This window comes from Flavobacterium sp. HJSW_4, from assembly GCF_042436695.1.
Lineage (GTDB): Bacteria > Bacteroidota > Bacteroidia > Flavobacteriales > Flavobacteriaceae > Flavobacterium.
In genome coordinates, this window is sequence record NZ_JBHNPP010000020.1 from 38,063 (window position 1) to 61,006 (window position 22,944).

19 protein-coding genes are annotated in these 22,944 nt (G+C 35.2%); 10 read left to right on the top strand and 9 right to left on the bottom strand.

The window, feature by feature from the left end:
• Nucleotides 1-63: 63 nt before the first annotated feature.
• The 5 genes from ACE01P_RS17455 to ACE01P_RS17475 all read right to left on the bottom strand — a co-directional run bounded on the left by ACE01P_RS17455 (nucleotide 64) and on the right by ACE01P_RS17475 (nucleotide 6,708).
• Nucleotides 64-474 (bottom strand): organic hydroperoxide resistance protein, encoded by a 411-nt coding sequence (locus tag ACE01P_RS17455; RefSeq protein ID WP_379700166.1) that lies wholly within the window; start codon nucleotides 472-474, stop codon nucleotides 64-66.
• Between the two features lie 80 nt (nucleotides 475-554).
• Nucleotides 555-1,568 (bottom strand): alpha/beta fold hydrolase, encoded by a 1,014-nt coding sequence (locus ACE01P_RS17460; protein WP_379700167.1) that lies wholly within the window; start codon nucleotides 1,566-1,568, stop codon nucleotides 555-557.
• 353 nt (nucleotides 1,569-1,921) lie between these two features.
• The gene (locus tag ACE01P_RS17465) at nucleotides 1,922-2,335 is read right to left on the bottom strand and encodes a cupin domain-containing protein (RefSeq protein ID WP_379700168.1); all 414 of its coding nucleotides are present in this window, start codon (nucleotides 2,333-2,335) and stop codon (nucleotides 1,922-1,924) included.
• Between the two features lie 136 nt (nucleotides 2,336-2,471).
• A complete protein-coding gene (locus tag ACE01P_RS17470; protein ID WP_379700169.1) occupies nucleotides 2,472-3,779 on the bottom strand; it encodes an epoxide hydrolase family protein in 1,308 nt (435 codons plus the stop codon).
• Nucleotides 3,780-4,179: 400 nt separating this feature from the next.
• Complete coding sequence (locus tag ACE01P_RS17475) at nucleotides 4,180-6,708, bottom strand: hypothetical protein (protein ID WP_379700170.1); 2,529 nt, start codon at nucleotides 6,706-6,708, stop codon at nucleotides 4,180-4,182.
• Nucleotides 6,709-7,330: 622 nt separating this feature from the next.
• On the opposite strand from ACE01P_RS17475, the gene ACE01P_RS17480 reads away from it, so the two are divergent.
• The 5 genes from ACE01P_RS17480 (at nucleotide 7,331) to ACE01P_RS17500 (ending at nucleotide 12,754) form a co-directional block, all read left to right on the top strand.
• Nucleotides 7,331-9,139 (top strand): type VI secretion system Vgr family protein, encoded by a 1,809-nt coding sequence (locus ACE01P_RS17480; RefSeq protein ID WP_379700171.1) that lies wholly within the window; start codon nucleotides 7,331-7,333, stop codon nucleotides 9,137-9,139.
• 5 nt (nucleotides 9,140-9,144) lie between these two features.
• Nucleotides 9,145-10,200 (top strand): hypothetical protein, encoded by a 1,056-nt coding sequence (locus tag ACE01P_RS17485; RefSeq protein WP_379700172.1) that lies wholly within the window; start codon nucleotides 9,145-9,147, stop codon nucleotides 10,198-10,200.
• A 304-nt stretch (nucleotides 10,201-10,504) separates the two neighbouring features.
• Nucleotides 10,505-11,155 (top strand): hypothetical protein, encoded by a 651-nt coding sequence (locus ACE01P_RS17490; RefSeq protein ID WP_379700173.1) that lies wholly within the window; start codon nucleotides 10,505-10,507, stop codon nucleotides 11,153-11,155.
• A gap of 422 nt (nucleotides 11,156-11,577) precedes the next feature.
• Nucleotides 11,578-11,979: a hypothetical protein gene (locus ACE01P_RS17495; protein ID WP_379700174.1), complete on the top strand. Its 402-nt coding sequence runs from the start codon at nucleotides 11,578-11,580 to the stop codon at nucleotides 11,977-11,979.
• Between the two features lie 7 nt (nucleotides 11,980-11,986).
• Nucleotides 11,987-12,754: a hypothetical protein gene (locus ACE01P_RS17500; RefSeq protein WP_379700175.1), complete on the top strand. Its 768-nt coding sequence runs from the start codon at nucleotides 11,987-11,989 to the stop codon at nucleotides 12,752-12,754.
• A gap of 171 nt (nucleotides 12,755-12,925) precedes the next feature.
• On the opposite strand, the gene ACE01P_RS17505 is transcribed toward ACE01P_RS17500, so the two are convergent.
• Complete coding sequence (locus tag ACE01P_RS17505; RefSeq protein ID WP_308854771.1) at nucleotides 12,926-13,066, bottom strand: hypothetical protein; 141 nt, start codon at nucleotides 13,064-13,066, stop codon at nucleotides 12,926-12,928.
• Nucleotides 13,067-13,370: 304 nt separating this feature from the next.
• Here ACE01P_RS17505 and ACE01P_RS17510 point away from each other — a divergent pair, with 304 nt between their 5' ends.
• Nucleotides 13,371-13,787 (top strand): OsmC family protein, encoded by a 417-nt coding sequence (locus ACE01P_RS17510; RefSeq protein ID WP_379700176.1) that lies wholly within the window; start codon nucleotides 13,371-13,373, stop codon nucleotides 13,785-13,787.
• 210 nt (nucleotides 13,788-13,997) lie between these two features.
• Nucleotides 13,998-14,789, top strand: a complete 792-nt coding sequence (locus ACE01P_RS17515) for an alpha/beta hydrolase (protein WP_379700177.1) — start codon at nucleotides 13,998-14,000, stop codon at nucleotides 14,787-14,789.
• Nucleotides 14,790-15,217: 428 nt separating this feature from the next.
• Here ACE01P_RS17515 and ACE01P_RS17520 read toward each other — a convergent pair whose 3' ends face one another.
• Nucleotides 15,218-16,186: a LysR substrate-binding domain-containing protein gene (locus ACE01P_RS17520; RefSeq protein ID WP_379700178.1), complete on the bottom strand. Its 969-nt coding sequence runs from the start codon at nucleotides 16,184-16,186 to the stop codon at nucleotides 15,218-15,220.
• A gap of 400 nt (nucleotides 16,187-16,586) precedes the next feature.
• Nucleotides 16,587-17,330 (bottom strand): SDR family oxidoreductase, encoded by a 744-nt coding sequence (locus tag ACE01P_RS17525; RefSeq protein ID WP_379700179.1) that lies wholly within the window; start codon nucleotides 17,328-17,330, stop codon nucleotides 16,587-16,589.
• A gap of 321 nt (nucleotides 17,331-17,651) precedes the next feature.
• Here ACE01P_RS17525 and ACE01P_RS17530 point away from each other — a divergent pair, with 321 nt between their 5' ends.
• Both ACE01P_RS17530 and ACE01P_RS17535 read left to right on the top strand, forming a co-directional pair.
• Nucleotides 17,652-17,987: a winged helix-turn-helix transcriptional regulator gene (locus tag ACE01P_RS17530; protein WP_379700180.1), complete on the top strand. Its 336-nt coding sequence runs from the start codon at nucleotides 17,652-17,654 to the stop codon at nucleotides 17,985-17,987.
• 143 nt (nucleotides 17,988-18,130) lie between these two features.
• Nucleotides 18,131-19,204: a calcium:proton antiporter gene (locus tag ACE01P_RS17535; protein WP_379700181.1), complete on the top strand. Its 1,074-nt coding sequence runs from the start codon at nucleotides 18,131-18,133 to the stop codon at nucleotides 19,202-19,204.
• Between the two features lie 77 nt (nucleotides 19,205-19,281).
• Here the strand turns inward: ACE01P_RS17535 and ACE01P_RS17540 are convergent, their stop codons facing one another.
• Nucleotides 19,282-21,045 (bottom strand): hypothetical protein, encoded by a 1,764-nt coding sequence (locus ACE01P_RS17540; RefSeq protein WP_379700182.1) that lies wholly within the window; start codon nucleotides 21,043-21,045, stop codon nucleotides 19,282-19,284.
• A gap of 468 nt (nucleotides 21,046-21,513) precedes the next feature.
• Here ACE01P_RS17540 and gndA point away from each other — a divergent pair, with 468 nt between their 5' ends.
• A complete protein-coding gene (gene gndA, locus ACE01P_RS17545; RefSeq protein ID WP_379700183.1) occupies nucleotides 21,514-22,923 on the top strand; it encodes an NADP-dependent phosphogluconate dehydrogenase in 1,410 nt (469 codons plus the stop codon).
• Nucleotides 22,924-22,944: the final 21 nt, after the last annotated feature.

Sequence of the window (22,944 nt, forward strand, 5' to 3'; positions counted from 1 at the left end):
TGAATTATGAGTTCGTCTTGAATTTATCAAAACTTATAACTCATAATTCATAACTTCTAATTGTTAAAGGATATTGAGTTCAACATAAATATTTCCTCTTGTTGCTTTAGAATACGGACAAGTCTGGTGCGCTTGTGCTGCCAAAGCTTCTGCAGTTTCAGTGTCCAATCCTGGAAGGCTGATGTTTAATCTTGCTTGAAGCGAATATTCTCCTTCCGTTACACATAAATCAACCTCAGCATCTACTGCAGTATCAGCAGGAAGTTTGATTCCTTGTTTTGAAGCCGCAATTCCTAAAGCTCCAATAAAACAAGCCGACCATCCTGCAGCAAATAACTGCTCTGGATTTGTTCCCGGACGTGAAGATCCTGGTGCGCTTAATTTGATATTTAATTGTTCGTCTGAACTTTGAGAAGCTCCTTCTCTACCGCCTGTTGTATGTGTTTTTCCTGTGTATAAAACTTTTGTGCTCATGATAATTTTAGATTTTAAATTGTTGATTTTAGATTATTTTAAAATTTGATATTTTTTGATATTTTCATTGACATTGATATTTATTTAGAAACATCAATTATCGCTTGTGCAAATGCTTTTGGATCTTCTTGCGGAACGTTGTGTCCGATTCCTTTTAAAATTCTGTGTTCGTATTTTCCTGTGAATTTGTTTGCGTAAGCTTTCCCATCCGCGAAAGCGCCGTCAAAATCACTTCCTATTGTAATCGTTGGAACTTTAATTTCTGGTTTTGCTGAAAGACGTTTTTCTAAAGCATCGTATTTAGATTCTCCTGCTTCTAGAGATTGTCTCCATCTGTAGTTGTGAATTACAATTGCTACGTGATCTGGGTTGTCAAAAGATTGAGCAGTTTGATCGTAAGTTGCTTTGTCGAAATTCCATAGCGGAGAAGCAATTTTCCAGATTAATTTATTGAAATCGTAAGTATTTTGTGTGTAACCTTGTTTTCCTCTTTCGGTTGCGAAATAATATTGGTACCACCATCCTAATTCAGCTGTTGGAGGAAGCGGTTTTAAATTTGCCTCTAAATTCACTACCAAGTAACCGCTTACAGAAACCAATCCTTTTACGCGTTCTGGCCAAAGTGCTGAAACTACAACTGCTGTTCTCGCTCCCCAATCGAAACCGCCAATTACAGCTTTGTCAATTTTAAGTGCATCCATAAAAGCAATAATATCACTTGCTAAAGCTGCTTGCTGACCGTTTCTGAATGTATCTTTAGAAAGAAAAGTTGTTGTTCCGAATCCTCTTAAATAAGGCGTAAAAACGTGATATCCTTTTGCTACTAAAAGCGGAACCACTTCGTTGTAACTGTGAATGTCATAAGGCCATCCGTGAAGCAAGATTACTGGAGTTCCGTTTGCAGGTCCTGCTTCTGTGTAACCTACGTTTAATAAACCTGCGTTGATTTGTTTTAAAGTTCCTAATGAACTGCTTACTTCGATCGCTTTTTGTGTTGAAGTTTGTGCTTGAGTTAAATTTGCATTCATAAAAAGAATTGCGATTAAAACTATTTTAGTTGCGATGTTGTTTGTAATTTTTAAGATCGTTTTCATAATTATTTGTTTTTTATTATTTTGATTATCAGTTAATTTCTTCGTCAAAGGTATCTCGACAATGGTTGTTTTAAAAGGTAAAAAAAGGTGAAGTGGACAAAGTTGGGGTTGAAGTGGACAGGCTTTACATTGTGATAATTTAACCGCAAAGCACGCTAAGGTTTACGTAAGGTTCGCAAGTTTTTTTAATCTCGCAAAGTCGCAAGGACGCAAAGTTTTATTTCGCCTAGCTTTACGCTCTTTGCGTTTTTACAAAGTCCTATAGGTAAAAAACCTTGCTCCCGATAGCTATCGGGATTGCAGTTAAACCCCATACGCATTTCAACATGCAACCTGAAACATTAAACTTGAAACTATTTCTTCAACGTCAAGATTGGTTTTCCTTTTTCTACTATATAAGTTGCCAGTTCTGCTGCATTGGCATTGGTATTATTTTTTGCTGAATGCACTACGCCTGCTGGAATAAAAAGTACTTCTCCTGCTTTTAGCGTTATAGGTTTTTCCCCTTCAACTTGATATTCTAAAGTGCCTTCTATTACGTAAATCACTTCTTCTCCTGGGTGATAGTGGTTTCCAAATGCTGAATGTGCTGCAAAATCGATTCTCGCTTGAACCATTTCTTTTCCCGGAGTACTAAGATCGTGTCTTTGCAAATCGGTACGTTTTACTCCTGTTTGTGCTGCAAGCTGATTCGGAACTAGAAAGGCAATGATTCCTAAAATAATAATTGCGATTACAACCCATGCTTTTTGTTTTTTCGTTTCCATGATTTTTTATTTTTTATGTTTTAATTATTTCACGCAGATTTCAAAAAGATTTGAGCTGATCTAGCAGATTTTTTAATTTAAATCTGCGTGAAACAACTTTTATCTTTTTTCTTTTATCTATGTTCTATATTCTTTATTAATGTTTCCCTCTTAAACTTCTGAAAGCATCACGAAGTTCGATAGTGAAAATCTGTGGCTCTTCCCATGAAGCGAAATGTCCGCCTTTGTTTACCTCATTATAGTAAGACAAGTTTTTGTACGCTTTTTCAGCCCAACTTTTTGGCGCTTGATAAATCTCACCTGGGAATACCGTAATCGCTACTGGAATTTTAATATCAGCTGTTTTTTGTTCGAAAGCATTAAAGTTGTTATTGTTATTTTCCCAATACAATTGAGCCGAAGAATTAGCTGTATTCGTTAACCAATACAATGAAATATCATCTAACATTTCGTCTTTCGTAAGTGATTTTTCGGCATTTCCTCCGCTGAATGTCCATTCGTTGAATTTATCCAAGAAAAATGAAGCCAATCCAACAGGAGAATCTGTCAATCCGTAACCTAAAGTTTGCGGACGAGTTACCATCATTCCGGCATAACCACCACCTTTTGTATATAATTTGTTTAGCGAATTAAAAGCTGCTTTTTCCTTAACAGATAATCCTACAGGAGCTGGATCTCCATCTTTTAAAGCTTTTGCCACATCAGCAGGAACAGTCGCAGGCATGTTCACGTGAATTCCTAACAAACCATCTGGAGCTTGGCGCGCCATGGCATCTGCAACTACAGAACCCCAATCGCCACCTTGCGAAACGTAATTTTTATATCCTAAACGTTTCATTAAAACATCCCAAGCGTTTCCAATTTTCTCTGGTCCCCAACCTGTTCCTTTTGGTTTTTCAGAAAAACCGTAACCTGGCATAGACGGAATTACTAAATCAAAAGCATCTTCTGCTTTTCCTCCATACGAAGTCGGATCTGTAAGCGGCCCAACTACTTTCAAAAGTTCAAAAACCGAACCTGGCCAACCGTGCGTAATAATCAGCGGCATTGCATTTTTATGTTTCGATTTTACATGTACAAATTGAATATCCAATCCGTCGATGTTTGTTACAAATTGAGGAAGAGCGTTTAGTTTGTCTTCGGCTTTATGCCAATCATAATCCGTTCCCCAATATTTTACCAAACCTTGAATCTGATTTAGTTTTACTCCTTGTGATTGATCGCTAACCGTTTCTTGATCTGGCCATCTTGTCGCATTGATTCGATTGCGAAGATCTGTAATCGCTTCCTGCGAAACGCTGATATGATAAGGGCGAATTAAACTCGCATCATTTTTAGTTTGTTTGTCTTTGTTTTGTGCGAAAGAAGCTGATGCCAATAACATAAAAGTTCCCGCTGCAATTGTTTGTATGAATGAATGTCTGTTTCTCTGAAGTGTTTTCATTTTTTCTGATTTTTAAATTAGTGTTATTCGTTAATTTCTTTGTCAAAAGTATTTCGATAACCCTTCTTACGAAATGAGAAAATAGGTGAAACGGACAATCTTCAGGGTGAAACGGACAGGCTGTACGTTGTGGAATTTGAGATGTGAAATGCTGGATGTTTTTTACCGCAAAGCACGCAGGATTTTTACCTATTAGGACTTTGTAAAAACGCAAAGAACGCAAAGCTGGGGAATAAAACTTTGCATCCTTGCGACTTTGCAAGATTAAAAAAGCCTTGCGTACTTTACGTAAACCTTTGCGTCCTTTGCGGTTAAATAACTTTAGGCAAAAAAAATCAGGCACAGTATTTCTACCATTCCTGATTTTTGAATTATAACTAACTTTTATTCTTTAGAATTTTTACCTTCTTCCCCTAAAGCCTCCGCCACCTCTAAATCCGCCGCCACCGCCTAAACGGCCTGCTCCTCCTTCTCTTTGGAAGTTTTGGAAATTACGTGTTTGCGTTTCTCCTCGATCTCTTGAAAAAGCAGAACGATCAAGATCGTTTGTAATATCAGGATGACCTGCTTCTCCAAGCGGTTTATTCGGTTGCCCTAGAGTTTGATCTGCTTTAGGGAAATTATCGCGCTGCATTCCCCCGTCACCAATTCTGGTTTCACCTCTTAGGTTTTGGTTTGCTTTTGGCAGGTTATCACGCTGAATTCTTTCTCCTGCTCCGTTCGCTCCAAGTCCTTGATTTGGGTTGTCGCGTTGAATTCTCTCTCCTGCCCCATTAGCGCCAAGTTCTTTATTAGGTTTATTTCTCTGAATCGCATTACCTGATTTTTTGGACGAACCCAAAGTTCCTGCTTGTGTCCAGCCACCGTTTCCGTTATTGTAATGACTCCAATTTCCGTTGGCGTCTCTTTTATATACGTGTCCATCGTGACCTGCGTAAAGATTATTATTATTCGTATGAACAGTTGTTCCTCCACCTCTACGATGTGTAATTACACCTTCTTTTCCACCTGAGGTTTGATAAGCAACTGCCGATCCACGTCTTGTAGTAATATGTCCAGTCTGCGCCCACTGATTTCCATTTGTCGCAGCCGAATGTCCCCATTGTGCATACGCGTTATGTCCTTGATTGGTTCTGGCGTAATTTCCCGTCCACGGATTATAAGTACTTGCTGCCGTGCGACCACCGTACCAACCTTGCACACTTGCAGAACGTCCGTATCTTCCTGTTGCAGGATTGTACCAAGCCGAAGTTCCCGCAGCGCCATAAGGTCCGTAAACGCGTCTTCCTGCGGCATAACCACCAGTCCACGGATTGTAAACTGCTCCTCCTCCATACGCATAAGGCCACGGACGATAAATTGGATACATTCCGCCATAATACACATAAGGCGGATAATACCAACCTGTGCCATACGTCAAGATAGCGCCAAACGTTGCTCCAATAATAAACGCACCCAAATAACCCGCCGTAGAACTGCTTTCTACTGTTGTATCGGTTGTAGTTTGCGTCACATACGTCACATTATATACAGGTGAACTTGGCGGAATCATATAAATTTCTTTCGGAACAGAATCGGCTGTTTTCCAAGGTCCGTTTGGACTTGTCGACATAAACCAAACCGCCTGAAAACATAAATAATACAAATCGCCTACTTTTATAATTTTCTCTTGCGTATTGCTCGCATATTGCATTTTTGTTCCATCAATAGGTTTAAATTGAGCCGTTCCGCCATCATAAGCTACTTTTACTTTTGCTTCTGCATCCGATTTTTTCAAAACAGCAGTTGTCGGAACTTGAGCCAACATCACAGCATCTTTCGCTTCCTGAGTTCCAGGCACAGACGACAATACATTCGCACGTGGAGAATCTTTCGGAATCTTAGTAAAATCAGCAGGCAAATTATTTCCTGCATACGACCAAGGCCCTGTTAATTCTTTCGATTTAAACCATCGCCCAGATAATAATACATAATACTGACCATCACCTTCATTGGCAAAAACATCATTTTCTGTGTTGTCAATGTACATTAATTTAGTTCCATCAATTTTAACGAATTTCGGACTTCCATTTACTGCAATCAATTCAGCAGGTTTATTACTGTAGAAAACCTCTGGAGCCGCTCCCGAAGACGGTGGCGGAATCATTTTTTTAACTTCATCATAATTCTGTCCCGAAGGCAGATTATTTAAACTCGCAGGCAATTTGGTCGTTTTCGTCCATTTACCCGGAATATCTTTAGAAGTCAGCCAAATATTATCAACCAAGAGATAATAATCTTTACCTGCTTTATCATAAAACACATCCCAATTTGTATTCACCACAAATTGCATATCCGATTTATCTATAGGTACCAAAACCGGTTCTCCCTGCACAATCAGTAAAATTGCTGGATTCGTGCTATAAAAAATCGTAGGCGCATCATTTTTAGCCACAATTCCTTTCGGTGGATTATTAGTTTGACTTAAATCTGCCAAAATACGATCTACCGAAATCGGTTCTCCGCTTTGAGGCATTGTTTCCTCAAACAGTTTTTTCATTTCAGGAACTTTCTTTTCGTCCAGAGCGGGAAATCTTATATCCGTTACCTGAAGATTTTTAATAAAAGCATTCCGATTGTCTTTGTCTACCAATGTTTCTGCTTTTAAAGAAGCCACACCCAAAACCTGTTTTCCGTCTTTTGGAGTCAGCGAAAAAGCCACACGCGCCGTAAGTTCTTTAAAATCCTTCCAATCGTCTACCTGAGGCTGATAATAAACCAGTTTTGTACCGTTTTTCTCTGCTTCGCGTGGCCAACCATTATCAGCAATTAATCCGGTGTTGGTTGTATCAGACTTTTCCGTTTCTGTATTCAATTGATCTTTATCTTTTTTGCAGGAGAACAAAATGGAACTCAGACAAACTGCAATTAGTAGAAAAGCATTTTTCATAAATTTAAAAGTTAGATTATTCATTAAAAATTTATTCTTCTGGTCGTCTTATAAAATTCTTTCCATAAAATTAAATTCACCAAATAAAAAAAACTAAAAATCAGCACGTTACTTTGTTTCAGATTGTAATTTGAAACCAAATAGTGTAGAAATCTTTATTCTTTTAGTACCTAAAATTTTTAAATCTGTCTTTATAAAGTAAAGTTTGAAGTGAGGATTTTTATTAGAAGCTATTTCCTGCTATCCGTTGCAATCTTTTGTGGTGAACCCCACCACAAAAGGATTTCCACTTCTATCAGGGCTAGGGTTTTCGTTTTCATAAGAAGATTTTCAGAAATCAATTTTAATAAAACCTTATTTTGATAGTTTTTTGACCTCTAGGAACACTTCCTGTTTTTTTTCTCTACCTACATTTACATACTATTCTATATGAATTGCACTTAAACAAGCAATATATCCAAAAACATACTTAAAACCCGTATTATCCTTTTTCCAATGTGAACTTAGGATAACATAACTATTGCATCAAGCTAATCGTAAAACATACCACATAAATTTTCCAACATACATCAATTAAACAGTAAAAAATTAACCAACCATCATCTTTTCTAATTCTTAAAAAATGTCAAAATTTTCAGAACAGGTTCATATCACCATAGAAGGCTTTAGCCAAAACGTCATTTACTATAATTTGGAGCTCTCCCAAAAAATGGCAGACCATCATTATTTCTCCTTCTTTTGGCAATACACCGGAAAACCAATCATTGCGCCACAAGATCAGGAAAAAGCGTTCAGCAACTATATGGGCAGCGAGGTGATTTTCACTTTTAAGGTAAAAGGTATCCGACTGATGTCTAAAGGCAGAATTACAAAATTGGGCTCAATCGATCTTAACGGAAGTCCCGCCGGACTGCACGTAACAGGAACAAGCCATACCATTGCTATTGATGATATGCCGAAATCGAGAATCTTTCATGAGAAAAACCTCCAACAAATTGGTATTGAGATTTTAGCTGAAGAAAATTCGGGAGAATTTTATCAAAGAGAAGCAATTGTACCAACCTATACAAAAGAATTCAAATTCAAAACCCAATACAACGAAACAAGCTTCAATTTCCTCAAACGCCTTTCTGCCCGTTATGCACAATGGTTTTATTTTGACGGAATGCGTATGCAGTTTGGCAAAATTAAAAACACCGAGATAAAGCTTATAAACGAATCATCTTTGCATAATTTCAGCATTGAAGCTAATCTGGTTTCGCATAAAGCTTCATTCAGCGGCTATGACTATGGCAGTGCTTCTGGCATAAGAAACGGTGCCGAAAAAACCACAGAAGGGAGCCAAGACCGTTTTGCTTCACTTGCCGTTTTCAAGCAGCCTTATATTGTAAGGCCAGGACTCGAAAACGGCGCATACACTGGCGACGCCCAAAATAAAGAAGAAATCGATGAAATGGTGAAAATGCAGACCGCTGGACGCGATGCCAACAGCATATTCTACAGTGGTACCTCCTACCTGCCTTTAGGATTGGGACAGACTTTTTACATTGAAAACAAAAACGTAGAGCACCATTTGCTCGCTGTTGAAATTACACACCGCTCAGAAGTGAATGGAAATTACACCTGCATATTCAAAGCCATTCCCGCGGATGTTGCAGCGCCGCACTACACAGACGCAAATGCATTTGCTTCTGCCGAAAGTCAGCCTGCAAAAGTAATTGACAATAACGATCCCAAAAAAATGGGGCGCATTAAAGTGGAGTTCTTCTGGAGCGGATGGGAATGCAAAAGTGGCTGGATGCGCGTGGTGCAGCATTATGCAGGCTCAGGAAAAGGGCTTTATTTCAGGCCAGAAATCGGAGAAGAAGTGCAGATAAGCTTCGAAGGCGGCAATGCCGACTGCCCATACGTATCCGGCGCCTATTACAACGGAAAAGAAATGCCTGAGTTTTTTGACGAGAAAAACAGCATCAAAGGCTGGAAGCTTCGTTTTGGCCAGTTATTGAAATTTGTGGAAAAAATTGGCATCTGGCTTTCTGACCCAAGCGGAAATGAGTTGCACATGGACGAACAGACTAAAAGCACTACTCTGAATGTGCCAGAAACTTTTACAATCAACTGCAAAAATTTTGTCATAAATGTCGAAGAAAATATGACAACTAATGTTATCGTAAGTAAAAATGATACGGTTGGTTTAAATCACACTGAAAAAATAGGCGGAATTAAAGAGCTTGGCGTCACTGGCGATTTTAATGCCGTCATTGAAGGAAAATATTCTGAACATATTAAAGGAGACTTAGAGTCGACAACTGAAAAGGAAAGGCATGAAAGCGGAAAAGAGGGATTTACTAATAATAGCGAAAAAAGCATAAACAAAAATGCACAAAATGGAATACAAAACAATAGTGGTGAACAAACTAGACAAAACTAAAAGATATGAGTAGAATAAGAATTGTTGAGGGAACAATCACCAAAAATACACGTGGTGACCATTATATCTATTCCGAAGGAAATATTGTTTTTAACGCTGGTCAGTATATTAATGAAAATGCACCAATACATACTTACGGCGAACCAATAAAACCTACTTTTATGAAAGATGACCGTATTGTAAATGTAAACGGCCATTTTTATAATAAAGACGGTACTTTTGAAGGGAAAATAAATGAGCCTGAAAATGATGGAAGCGTGGAGGATGTCTATGTTTGCGATGGAAAATCGATCCAGAAGGACAAAGATGGTAATGATTTTATGACTTATAATAATACCAAAATATTGAAAGAAAATGATGAAAACATAGTACATTCAGATTTTCAAAAAATATGCAATATTGTAAAGCATGAAGGCTTATCATCTGAAAATGATGAGTATTTATATATTGCACATACCAATTATAATGAAGCCAAAAGGATTAAAAAAACAATGTTACAATTACTAAATTCTGGATATTCTAGCGTTGAAGCTAAGTTTAAAGTTGAGATGAAGATCTCAGTAAATGATACTAATTCGTTATATTCAAGAGCGGGAGTTATAGATGCCATTTTAAGAAATACAAATGAAGAAAAAGAAGATCCTACAGATGGTGCTACGCAATGGGATGGTGAAGATTTTTTGGCTTGGGGTATAGATAGTGATTTAAAACCCGACAGCAAAACTAAATACGGTCATAATAAATTTGACGAATATGATTACATAAAAATTAATGAAACCTTATATGACACTTTTGTTGAAAAAGTAACTAACAGACGAGGGAATACAATAAGTTATAACTCAGTCCACGATACGACGAAAACTGAAAATGGCACACACACGCACAAAGTAATAAAAAAGAAAGATAAAGCAATTTACGACTTACCAAATGCCGATTTCTCAAAAGAAAAATATTGGACTACAGGGGATTTCTATTATTCAAATGCAAATAAAAAAACTTTTGGACTAGAAGCAACTCGTGTAGCTGGGTATACCATTTTTTGGAAAAAGATAAAAATTTAATTATGAAAAAGATTTCAAGAATTTACTTTATATCATTTATACTGTTAATGTCTAATCTGAATGTCTTGGCACAATCATCAAAATTTTACGCTACAGTCTATATTCTTAACAAAATTATTGATGAGGGTGAATATGTAAATGATGAAAGAATCAATACAAAACAAGAAATCAATACAAATCATTTAATTTATACATACAACTTTAAGAAAGATACAATAGTTTATTATGACTTTTATGGATCCGAAATAAATACAAAAAAAAGCCTTCTGTATGCTCTCTCGCAAAAAGAAAAGACACTTTGTTATTGAGTTTTAAAAGAAATAGTTACGTAAATAAAATTAGGCTAAATTTTAATACTCAGGAAAAATCAATTTCAATAAATGATAACGATATTTTTTATCTGAATGGAGTTTATTACAAATATCTTTATAAAAGTGTTAACCAAAATCTCAATATTAAGGACCTTATAGACCTTTTGGAAGATTTCTTAGAGGATTATAACCTTGAAGATTTAAAGTTTATATCCTCAAATGAAAAATATAAGCATAGAGATTTTAAGCTGATCAAAGCTTATATGGAATCGTACAGATCACAAGCGACAGATTGTTTAGACAAATGGAATATAAAATTTTCATATAACAAGAAAGGTATTTTAAATTACGTATTAAAAAAATCAGCCGAAGATGATCAATCTTTAGAAAAAAAATTAATTATTTCAAAAGATAAAACTTTTAAATATCGTATTAGCAGAAATAATGAAAGCAGATTAATTCTAAATAGTGAAGAGTCTTTTAATACAAGTAAAAATAGTTACAATTCAAAGATTTCAGCTCTCCAAGTCGGGTTGGGAAAAGAAACAAAATATGAGATTAAAAGAATTGTTTATAAAGTACTCAATTCTAAAAAAATATTTTTAGATCAAAAGGAAATTTCTGAGATTATTGCTTTGAAATAAATTAATTCGCTCCTCTACTTGCGCGAGTGTCTCGCTTGTGATATTTTGGATTGTCTAAATTGAGTGCACGAGCGAGACGCTCGCGTCAGCGGTGGAAATTGCAAAAAAGAAGAAAAAAAGAAGTATATACCCTTTTATTATAGTAGCTCAACTAGAATAATTGCTTCTGGCGATTCTGTATGGATGACAAACTATCTTCAAAAATCTAAAAAAGCAAAAGAATTTACAGCTAAATATTCCAAAATCCTAGTCATTCTTTTAGCTTATATTAACTCCATAATTAAATTACATTCAAACTAAATCACCTAACATAAACCATTTACCAATTATAAAAGATTCAATAATATTGTGGTTTATTTTTCCTTTGAGGTAGCTTTGCCTTTTTATATTATTAGAAAAACATATCACCCTAAAGAATTCCAATGAAAAAAATTATATGTTTTATTTTTTTAGCATTTTTTAATCAATTCTTTATATTTAGGGGATTATTTAGCTATTTGGATTCTTATACACCAGAAAATACATCTGGTAATCTTATATTATTAGCATTAGAAATGGCAGTTGTTGTAATTGTTTGTTTTACAATTTTTATATTAGCCATAATAGAAAGAGCGGTTACGACCAATCTTAAATACATATATCTTTCCTTATTATGTTTGCATTGTATATTTCAATTTTGTTGTGTTGCTTTTTTTGAATATGATTTATTTAATGATCCAAAATCGTTTGATTTTTCAGCAATTACAACAATTTTAAGTTATTTTGTTCTTGAGTTATTTATAATTTATTATGTTGTAAATCGATTGTATAAATCTGTTAATTAAAATTTTAATGAAAAAAATAATTTATTTAAGCATAATGATCATTAGTTTTTTTTCTTGTTCTAAAAAACAAAAAGATTTAAAACTAGAATTGTTAACAAGCAAAATTATTTGTGTAGATGATTTAAAGAGCTTTGATTATATAGAAACTCGCTATCAACCAAACAAAAAGTATGATAGTTTGTCAAAAAACATACTTCACTATAAATTAACTAACAATTCTGATAAAAAATATTTCATAATGTTTAATGAGAATTCAATTGGGACATTAGAAAGAGATCTGTATCGTGAAGCTATAGGAAAAAAAGACTTTTCGCCATTAAATTCATTAGATTTTAGTTTGTATAAAAACGATTCCATTTTAGAAGGTTGTACCACAAGACCAGAAATATTTTGTGGCACTATGACGGGCTTTGAAATGCAAAAAGAAGAATATCTGATAGACAATTTTATGAAACATAATAAACTTGAACGGAAATACGCCTTAAAACGAGTTGATTTTCCTGATGAGACATTAAATAGTTTTGTTATGCATCCGGGAGAAACAAAATATTTCACTTCAATAATCAATTTACCCTATCGCAATTATAAAAGATGGTTTTCAAAGGTAGATAAACTAAAACCAAATATGGGTTCAATTTCTTTAAAAAATGATTCCATATTTACAAAATCAAAAATAACCGACGATCAAAAAAAGGAAATCAAAGAAAATGGATATGTTCTGTTTGACGGAATTATTTATTCAAAAAAAGTTCCCGTTAAATTAATAAAAATATAAGGGAGTTTAGCCCCCAGCTGCCGCTAACGTCAAGCTCATGATATTTGATAATCATTATCTAAATTGAATTCACAGGCGAGACGCTCACCCCTCGCTGGAGACAAGATTCTTTGAAAATTAATAGATCTAATTGTTAAAGAGACGGCTTAAACTGTCTCTTTCTTTTTTGAATTAATCCTTTGGCTTATGATCATGCTCCTTTAAAGGCGGATAATCTTTCTTTTTGTCAGGTGTAACACGTCTTCTTTCATCTAATGTTCCATCTTCCTTTTTTGGTTTTGGACCAGGCTTAATTGCTTCAATTGTTTCCATTAATGTATTTTTAAATTAAACATTTATAACGAGACTAGAGATTTAATCAACTAATCTTAAAACAAATAACATTAATAAATTCAAGACTTAATTACGGAAAACCATAACTACAGTTTAAAATTTTTTCTCTGTTGAATTCATCCTTAATTTATCCCACACCTATCTCAATCAATAGTTATAAATAAATTTTATAACTACTTAAAATTATTAATTTGATTAATAAACACCTTCCCTATACCTTTGTCTCATCAAAATCAAAGAAATGATTTGAACATCTTAAAAAATAATTTAAAAAATAGAAATCATGAAATTTACAAGAAGAGCAAACGCAAACTGGAAAGGTACAGGAATGGAAGGAAAAGGAACCATTAGTACACAAAGCACAACTTTAGACAATACCCAATTATCATTCAAAACTCGTTTTGAGCAAGGTGTTGGAACCAATCCTGAGGAATTAATCGCAGCGGCACATTCTGGCTGTTTTACAATGCAATTAAGCTTTTTATTGTCTGAAGCTGGTTTCGTTCCAGAAGATTTAGACACAACCGCTAAAGTAACTTTTGAAGACGGAACTATTACTTTAATTCAACTAGAACTTACCGGAAAAGTACCTGGAATTTCTGCAGAAGAATTTCAGCAAACAGCTCAAAAAGCAAAAGAAATTTGTCCAATTTCTAAGTTATTGAATACGGAGATTACTCTTTCAATTACTTTACTATAAATAAATTCCAAATCCCAAAGCTTTGTCCTCCTGAACGAAGTCGAAGGACGCACTAGAAACTCCGCAAAGAATATTACCAAATCTTTGTCGAGCTACTTACGAAGATTCCTCGTTCCTCGGAATGACAAGATTGTGGGAAATTGGACTTTAATTACAAAAAATCTAAAATCAATCCCGAAGCTTCGGGACTAAAATCTAAAATTTATAATCATGAAAACTTTAAATATAAAACAAAAATTGAATCGCTCTCTAGCATTCGCAGCATTGATCTTTAGCTTCTTATTGGCGTCAGTAAACGTAAACGCCCAAAAAGCAGCAGCTCCACAAATTAAAAATGTCGTATTGGTTCACGGTGCATTTGCAGATGGTTCTGGATGGCAGGGTTTATACAAGGTTTTGACTAAAAAAGGCTATAATGTAACAATCGTTCAGAATCCGTTGAGTTCTTTGGAGGATGATGTTCAAGCTACTAACTTAGCTTTAGACAAACAAGACGGGCCAACAATTTTGGTGGGACATTCTTGGGGCGGAACTGTAATTACAGAAGCTGGAAATCACCCGAAAGTAGCGGCTTTGGTTTATGTTGCGGCTTTACAACCTGATAATGGCGAAAATTCTGTTCAATGGTTGCAAACTGCTCCTCCAGCTCCAGAAAATGGTGTATTGCCTCCAGATGAAAAAGGGATTGCTTATTATGACAAAGCTAAATTCCACGCTGGTTTTGCAGGAGATTTGAGCAAAGAACAAGCCGATTTTATGTATGCTTCGCAAGGTGCTTTTCATGCTCAAGGTTTTTTAACAAAAATAACTAACGCGGCTTGGAGAACTAAACCTTCGTACGGAATCGTAGCAACTGAAGATAAAAGCATCAATCCTGATATCGAACGTGCAATGTACAAACGTTCTAACACCAAAATCACTGAAATTAAAGGAAGTCATGTGGTGTTTATTTCTCAGCCTGAGAAAGTGGCGAGTGTGATAATCGATGCATCTAAAAATTAAATTCCAATTTCTTAAATTGCTTCGCCTGTTCGCTATCGCTCGGGTCCAAATTCCAAGTTTTCTTGTCATTTCGAGGAACGAGAAATCACACTAGTAGCTCTACAAAGATTGGCGACATTCTTTGTAGAGTTTCTTGCGTATCCTTCGACTTCGCTCAGGAGGACAAAACTCTGTATGAAATTCCAAACTTCCCCCAATATTGTCATTTCGACGAAGGAGAAATCTTCGCGAGTAGCTCTACAAAGATTGGCGACATTCTATACGGAGCTACTTGCATAATAAACTGTGCGGAGTTACTTGCGGAGATTTCTCGTCCCTCGAAATGACAAACTGTGGGGAAATATTTCAAACAAAAAATTCCAAATTCCAAGCTATACAGTAATTGGAATTTGGAATTTTAATATTGAGATTTATTCCGTATTGGAATTTTAAGAAAGCTTACTAATAGCTTTTATAAAATAAGGCGAATCGTTCCAGCGGATTTTTTTATAGGTGAAATCTTTTTTGAGTGATTCGGGAAGGCAGTTCCAGATGGCTTCGTTCATTTTTTCGAGCAATAATTTCTTGGAGAAAGAATCGGAAACTACTAGGCTTATTTCTCTTACGGGAACAGGTTCTTTAAAAGGCTTAAAAAGTCCGCCTGATTCGTTTATGGTCGAAAGTTTCGGAATAATCGCAAATCCTAAATGGGCGCGAACTAAATTTTTTAAGGTTTCAATTGAATTGATATCGTAAGTAAATTGTTCTTTTATTTTATCGGATGTTTTGAGTCCGCAAATGTCTAGCAATTGTGCGTTGTAGCAATATTCATGATGCAACAATAATAATTCGGTTTTGTCGCCAGGCTGCATTTCGTAAAATTCATCATTCGCCATAGGATGCCCCTGATTTAAATAGGCTACAAATGGTTCTTTAAAAACAACATGTTCAATTAAATTCGGGTTTCCGGTTGGTGTCGCCATAATGGCAACGTCAATTGCACCCGTTTCTAAATCCTTCATTAAATGTCCGGTGTAACCTTCTTTAATAATAAAATGCACTTTTGGCGCCGCTTCTTTCATGGCCTGAATAAATAACGGAATCAGATAAGGCGATAAAGTGGAAATAATTCCAAGCTTCAACTCCCCTTCTAGCAGATTTTTTTCGTTGATTACAAAATCACGAATTTCGTCGACTTCACGAAGTATCTTTTTGGCTTTATTGATAATTTCGATTCCTAAAACGGTTGGCGTCAAAGGCACTTTATTTCGATCAAAAATCTTAATTCCGATTTCTTCTTCCAGATTTTTTAACTGAATAGTCAATCCGGGCTGCGTTACCATACAAACTTCGGCAGCTCTTGCAAAATGGCGTTCTTCGTCTAAGGCAACAATATATTTTAACTGCTGAATAGTCATTTTTATAGTTTCTAAGATACTGAGATGCTAAGGTACTGAGTTGCTCTTTTTAATTTTTAGTTTTTTGGGAAAACTTTGTCAAAGTTTGAAACTTTTACAGAGTGCTCGCCAACCTAAATTATTTAGAATCAAAATAATTATCATCTTTTTCATAAAAAATAAAATCCAAAGCATCCAACTTATCGTACATATTTATGAACAGCGTGACAGAATGAAGTAAATGCAGATGGAGTAGTTTTTGGAGCATATTGTGTTTATCATTCTTAAATGATGTTTTTTCAAAATAAACTTATTTGAAATCAAAAAAGCGATCCTAATCAGATCGCTTTTGTTTTTATTAAGTTTTTTTTCAGCACTAGGAAAAAAACTTAGTCCCTTAGCACCTTAGCAACTCAGAATCTTAAGCTAAAACCATTCCTCCATCCATAATAACATCAGATCCAGTCATAAATACTGCAGCATCACTACTTAGATACGACACCATTTTAGCAACATCTTCTGCCCTTCCCATTTGTTTTAGCGGCACTTTTTCTACGACGACATCCATAATGCCTTTTACGGTAGTTTCGTCTAAACCTACTTTTTTCATAACCTCAGTTTCAGTTGGGCCCGGACTCACCGAATTCACTCTGATTTTTCTTGGCGCTAATTCTAATGCTGCCGATTTCATTATGGAATTCAAAGCCGTTTTACTTGCCGAATAAACCGAAGATCCTGGACCTGGCATACTCGCTGTATTAGAAGAAAGAAATACTACCGAAGCACCATTTTTCAAAATCGGTGTAAATTTGCTTAAAGTGAAAAAAGCACCTTTCAAATTCACATTCATAATACTATCAAATAGCTCTTCTGTAGTTTGTTCAATTGTTCCCAAACCTGCAATTCCTGCATTGATAAACAAAATATCAACCGAACCGAAATCGGCTTTTACTTGAGCTGCTAGTTTTTCGATATCTGAAACACTCGATTGATCTGCTGTGATTGCCGTAACGCCCAATTCTAAAGCTGCTTTTTCTATCGCTTCTTTTCTTCTTCCTGTAATAATCACATTGGCGCCTTGCTCTTTTAGCTGTTTCGCTGTTGCATATCCGATTCCGCTATTTCCGCCTGTTATAACGGCTGTTTTATTTTTTAGATTTTCCATTTTTTCAATTATTTAAAAATTATTTAGCAAATTTAATTCCAAATTGGTATAACTTTGTAACCAGTATCACGGAGTATACCAAACTAAATTCTATCCGTTGCGATGGGAAAAATTATTAGCCACGAAATCACGAATTTATTTTTCATAATCTATGCGGAAAATATTGGCTAATTACACGAATTATACTGGTTGATTTATATTTAATCAGTGTAATTCGCGACTAGTCAATTCGGGGCGGAAAAGCTCTGATTAAAAAAATAATTCGTGAATTACTTCGTCTGTTCCTTCGGTCGAGTCGTGGCGGAAAAAAAATTAAATACAATGGAAAGAAACCAGAAAGAAGAAGTACAAGCACTTCAGGACACCTTACATGTTTTGGGAGGAAAATGGCGTTTGCCGATTATCAATTCTATTTGTAACGGAAATCATCGCTTTAGGGAAATAGAACGCAGTATTCCTGGAATCACAACTCGCATGCTTTCGAGAGAACTCAAAGAAATGGAAATCAACATGCTCATCAAAAGAACCGAAGATCGCGATGCCGAAATTCAGGTCAAATATGAATCGACACCGTATTGCAAGTCTTTTGCTCCTGTGATTGAAGAAATGATCAGATGGGGAAAATCGCATCGAAAAGAAATCATTAGAAATTCATAAAAAAAGCGACTATTCAAACCTTAAAAAGTCCTTAAAAATGTAGTTTTCAGAAGATTTTTAGCTATAAAAACCGTATATTACAAACTAAAGCCGGTTCTGTTGGCCCTATCGGCTATTGCTATAATTTTTAAAAACTACAAAAAATGAAACAATTACTACAATGGACCATCATAATTCCGATTCTATCTTGGGCGCTTCTATTTAGCGGACTGATAGAAAACAGTACTATTTTTCAAATTGTTGCGAGTATTCTGCTCATTCTAAGTGTGATGTCAGCTGTGCATCATTCGGAAATTATTGCGGAACGTGTTGGAGAACCTTACGGAACGATTATTTTGGCGATTTCAATCACTGTTATTGAAGTTTCTATCATTGTTTCATTAATGCTTTCTGAAGGTTCAGAAGCGGCCTCTTTGGCCAGAGATACCGTTTATGCAGCAACGATGCTGATCTTGAACGGAATTATAGGTTTGTGTCTTCTTATTGGAAGCATCAAACATTATGAACAGAATTTTTCGACTTCTTCGGTAACAATTGGTTTAGTTTCGCTGATTTCTATTATTGTATTTACTCTGGTTTTTCCTACTTTTACCGAAAGTGTTCACGGTTCGTATTATTCAACACCACAACTTATTTTTGCTTCCATTGCTTGTTTGGTTATTTACGGTTCGTTTTTATTTGCTCAAACTAAAGGCTACCGCCAATATTTTCTAACGAATGGAACTGATGAAGAAGCTAAAATTCATCCCATAGAAATCAATAATAAAACATTTTATACGAGTCTTATTTTTCTATTGGTTAGTTTAGGAATTGTGGTTTTATTGGCTAAAACGCTGTCGCCGACTATTGAAACGATTATTATTGGTTACAATCTTCCGAAATCTCTTGTTGGGGTTATCATCGCGATTATTATTTTACTGCCAGAAGCGATTGCAGCGATTATTGCAGCTAGAAAAAATAGATTGCAAACGAGTTTAAATTTGGCTTTAGGTTCTGCTCTTGCCAGTATTGGATTAACGATTCCGAGTGTGGCAGCGGTTTGTATTGTCATGAATATGCCAATTGTTTTAGGCCTTGATATTAAGTCTATTGTTTTATTGGCTTTATCTGTTTTTACGGTAATGCTTTCTTTAAGCAAAGGCAAATCTAATATCGTTTATGGTGTGGTTCTTTTGGTGAATTTGTTTGCTTTTATGTTTTTGATGATTTATCCTTAAAATATTTTTAAACACATAGAAACAGATTTTTTTTACTTTAGAGGACTAAGAAAGAAACTAGTTTCTAACACATAGTTTTAAAACAATGTCAATCCAAAACTCCATCCTATCCATCCTAAAATATCTTTGCTATTATTGCTAATTACTCTATAGCGTTTAGTACGATCTTGAACAAATGTTGAAGTGTTTGCATTGCCATTTTGATCTTGTTTTTCAGACCAATACAAATTAAAAGAAGGTCCCGCAGAAAGGGCTACGCCTTTACATAATTGAAAAGAAAAAGAAGAATCGAATTTAGACAAAGAATTATAGACATCCCAATTTCCTAAATAAAGATATTGCGTGCTGAATTCGGGATTAAAAGTAAAACGTTTTCCTAACGGAATGTTCTTTCCTAATCCAATTCCGAAAGAAAAAAGCTTTTCTTCATCGTTTCGATCGCTTCTTCCTGCCATCAAAATGGTGTACATTTTATGATCTCCTGTTTTTACAGAAAGATTGATATCTGAGATTTCGTTACTTGTAATACTGATTTTCTTGTAACCGCCTTTTTTAAAGTTCAACAAACCAAAACTGTAACCAGACGGCGAATCGGTAATGTTTACTAATCCAAATTGGACTCCGTTTAATTCTTTGGCATAATTAAAAAGTCCTGTAATTTGAGCGCCACGCACTGTGTCTCTTCCTATATTGTAAATTCCAGAAAACTGCAATCCGTTTTGAGAACCTTTTACGGTATTACCAATTCCTGCAACTTGAACTCCTTTTGAATCTTTATAAACGTTGTTGTAAATACCGCCCATCTGTAAACCGACTTGCGAACCTTTTACACTATTATGAATTCCGCTTACCTGTAATCCTCTTAAATTACCAAAAACATTATTATAAATTCCGGCTAACTGAACTCCGTTTACAGATCCTCCGACAGTATTAAATATTCCGGCCATTTGAAGCGCATCAACATTCATACGATTGATGTTGTAAAGTCCAGCCATTTCTAATCCGCGAACTCCAGCATTATAACCTCCTAATATATTTAGCGAAAAATTATTGACTATTTGAGTGTTCAGCATTCCTCGCGTACTGATACTCGGAATTAAAGAAGCTTGCAAGGGAACTTTAGAAATAAATCCTCCTAAATTGAGCGCTTGTATTTTTTGTTTAGAAGAAATAAAGAAACGACCAATTCCTGATCTTTCAATTGCAGAGAAATCTCCATCAATATAATCGGTTTTATTTTTTTTGTCTCCCATCTGAATTTTAATTTCAGAAAGAAATACCGTCGTCACTGTTTTATAATTTTCCTTAACTGCTGTAAGTTCTATGGCTTGAGGTGCATTTTTTAATCGAAGTTCAAAATAACCTTCTCTATTGGTTAAGGTAGATACTAGTGCATTTTTCTCTAAAACACTCACATTTTCGACGCGATTGTTTGTTTTTGTATCTACAATATAACCGCTTACAATTTGCTGTCCGTCGCTCATAACAGTGTTTCTTTCTAATACGAGAGCCAATTCTAAAGGAGCATAACGAACAATAATATATCCTGGCGATTCTTTGTATTCGTATTTAGAACCTAATAATTGATCTAAAGCTCCTTTTATGGTAGTATTATCGCCATGAATGCTAACGACACTATCTTTTATCGCCAGTTTACCATAATAAGCAAATCTAAAATTTCCTTTTTCTTCCACTAAGTCCAAAACACTGCCTAATGGTTTCTTGTCTGTATGAACTGAGATTTCGTTTTCTAATAGTGATTGTGCATTTACTTTAAAAAAGACACTCGAAATAAGCATCAATAAAATGGTTGCAAAAATAAACTTCGTATTACTGGGCATATAAAAGGGAATTACTCTACTATAATTATTCGATTTTTATCATTACTCTTTATTAAAATTCAAATTTTAACAAACTAAAGATTGCATTTCCAAAATTACCTGAAATACTATATTTTCAATAAACATTTTTAGATTTTTTTCCCTTTTATGTTCACGAACAATATATTATTGACACTCATAATTCGCAATATCAGTATTACAACGTTTTAGTAGCGTAAATGGTTAGAAATAATTATAATAAGCGTATTTTTTACACATAAAAAGTATCACAATAAAGACCAAAAGTGAACTATTTTACACCTCCTTTTTCAGCATTTTTGCCTAACTTAGCGGTCTGCATTTTGAATGTAAAAAAATTAAAATAACCATTGTTTTTCTGCAAAACATTGAACTAAAAAACATTACAGTGCTTTTTCGTGCTTTTTTATGCAAAAAACAGCTTTCTAATAATTTAGTTAATTGAAAACTATGAACAAATTTGATTTTGGAATTGTAGGACTTGGTGTAATGGGCCGTAACCTACTTTTAAATATCGCTAGCCACAACTTCGCGGCTGCAGGTTTAGACTTAGATACCGAAAAAGTCAACTCTCTTCAACAAGAAGCTGCTCCTGATCATACAATCGAAGCGACTACAGATGTAAAGCATTTTGTAGAACTTATTCAACAGCCAAGAGCGATCATGTTATTGGTTCCTGCGGGAAAACCAGTTGACAGCGCAATTGCTAGTTTACTTCCTCATTTAGATAAAGGAGATATCATCATCGACGGTGGAAACACTTATTTTACAGATACTGACAGAAGATTTTTAGAATTATCTGAAAAAGGAATCCACTTCTTTGGAATGGGAATTTCTGGTGGTGAAAAAGGGGCTCGTTTTGGTCCTGCTATGATGCCAGGTGGAGATCAAAAAGCATACGAAAGACTTCGTCCTATTTTTGAAGCAATTGCAGCAAAAGTTGACGGAGAGCCTTGTGTAGAATATTTAGGAAACGGTTCTGCTGGAAACTACGTAAAAATGGTACACAACGGAATTGAATACGGAATCATGCAGTTGATTTCTGAGATTTATGACTTAATGAAAAGAGGTTATAACTTGGATGATGAAACGATTCAGAAAACTTTTGCTGAATGGAACCAAACTGACGATTTAAGATCGTATTTGATTGAAATTACTGGAAACATCTTAAAACAAAAAGATGAAGACGGAACGCAATTAATCAACAAAATCTCGGATTGGGCAAGATCTAAAGGTACAGGGAAATGGACTTCGCAAAACGCTATGGATTTACAAGTTCCAGTTCCGACAATCGACGCAGCGGTTAACATGCGTGATATGTCTAAAACAAAACCTGAAAGAATTGAAGCTGCTAAACATTTAGTTTGGAATGCTGGTGAAACAAATGTTTCTCAAAGTGAAGCTATTGCTTCTTTAAAATCGGCTTTGTTCTTTTCTATCGTTGTGACTTACGCTCAAGGTTTGGCACAACTTCACACGGCTTCTAAAGAATACAACTACGGATTAAATCTAGAAACAGTTGCTAAAATTTGGCGTGGCGGATGTATCATTCGTGCTACCATTTTAGAAGATTTCAGAAAAGCGTATGTTGCAAAAACAGATTTGCCAAACTTGCTTTTAGATGGCGGAATCGCTTCAAAATTAGTAGACAACCAATCAGGAATGAGAGCGGTTATTCAGTTTGCAGTTCAAAAAGGATTACCAGTTTCAGGATTAATGAACTCGTTAGCGTATTTTGATGCTTATCGTTCTGCAAATCTTCCGACCAATTTAATTCAGGCACAACGTGATTATTTTGGAGCGCATACTTACGAGCGTATCGATAAAGAAGGCGTTTTTCATACTCAATGGGCTGAGTAAACAATTAAAGCAACACAACTA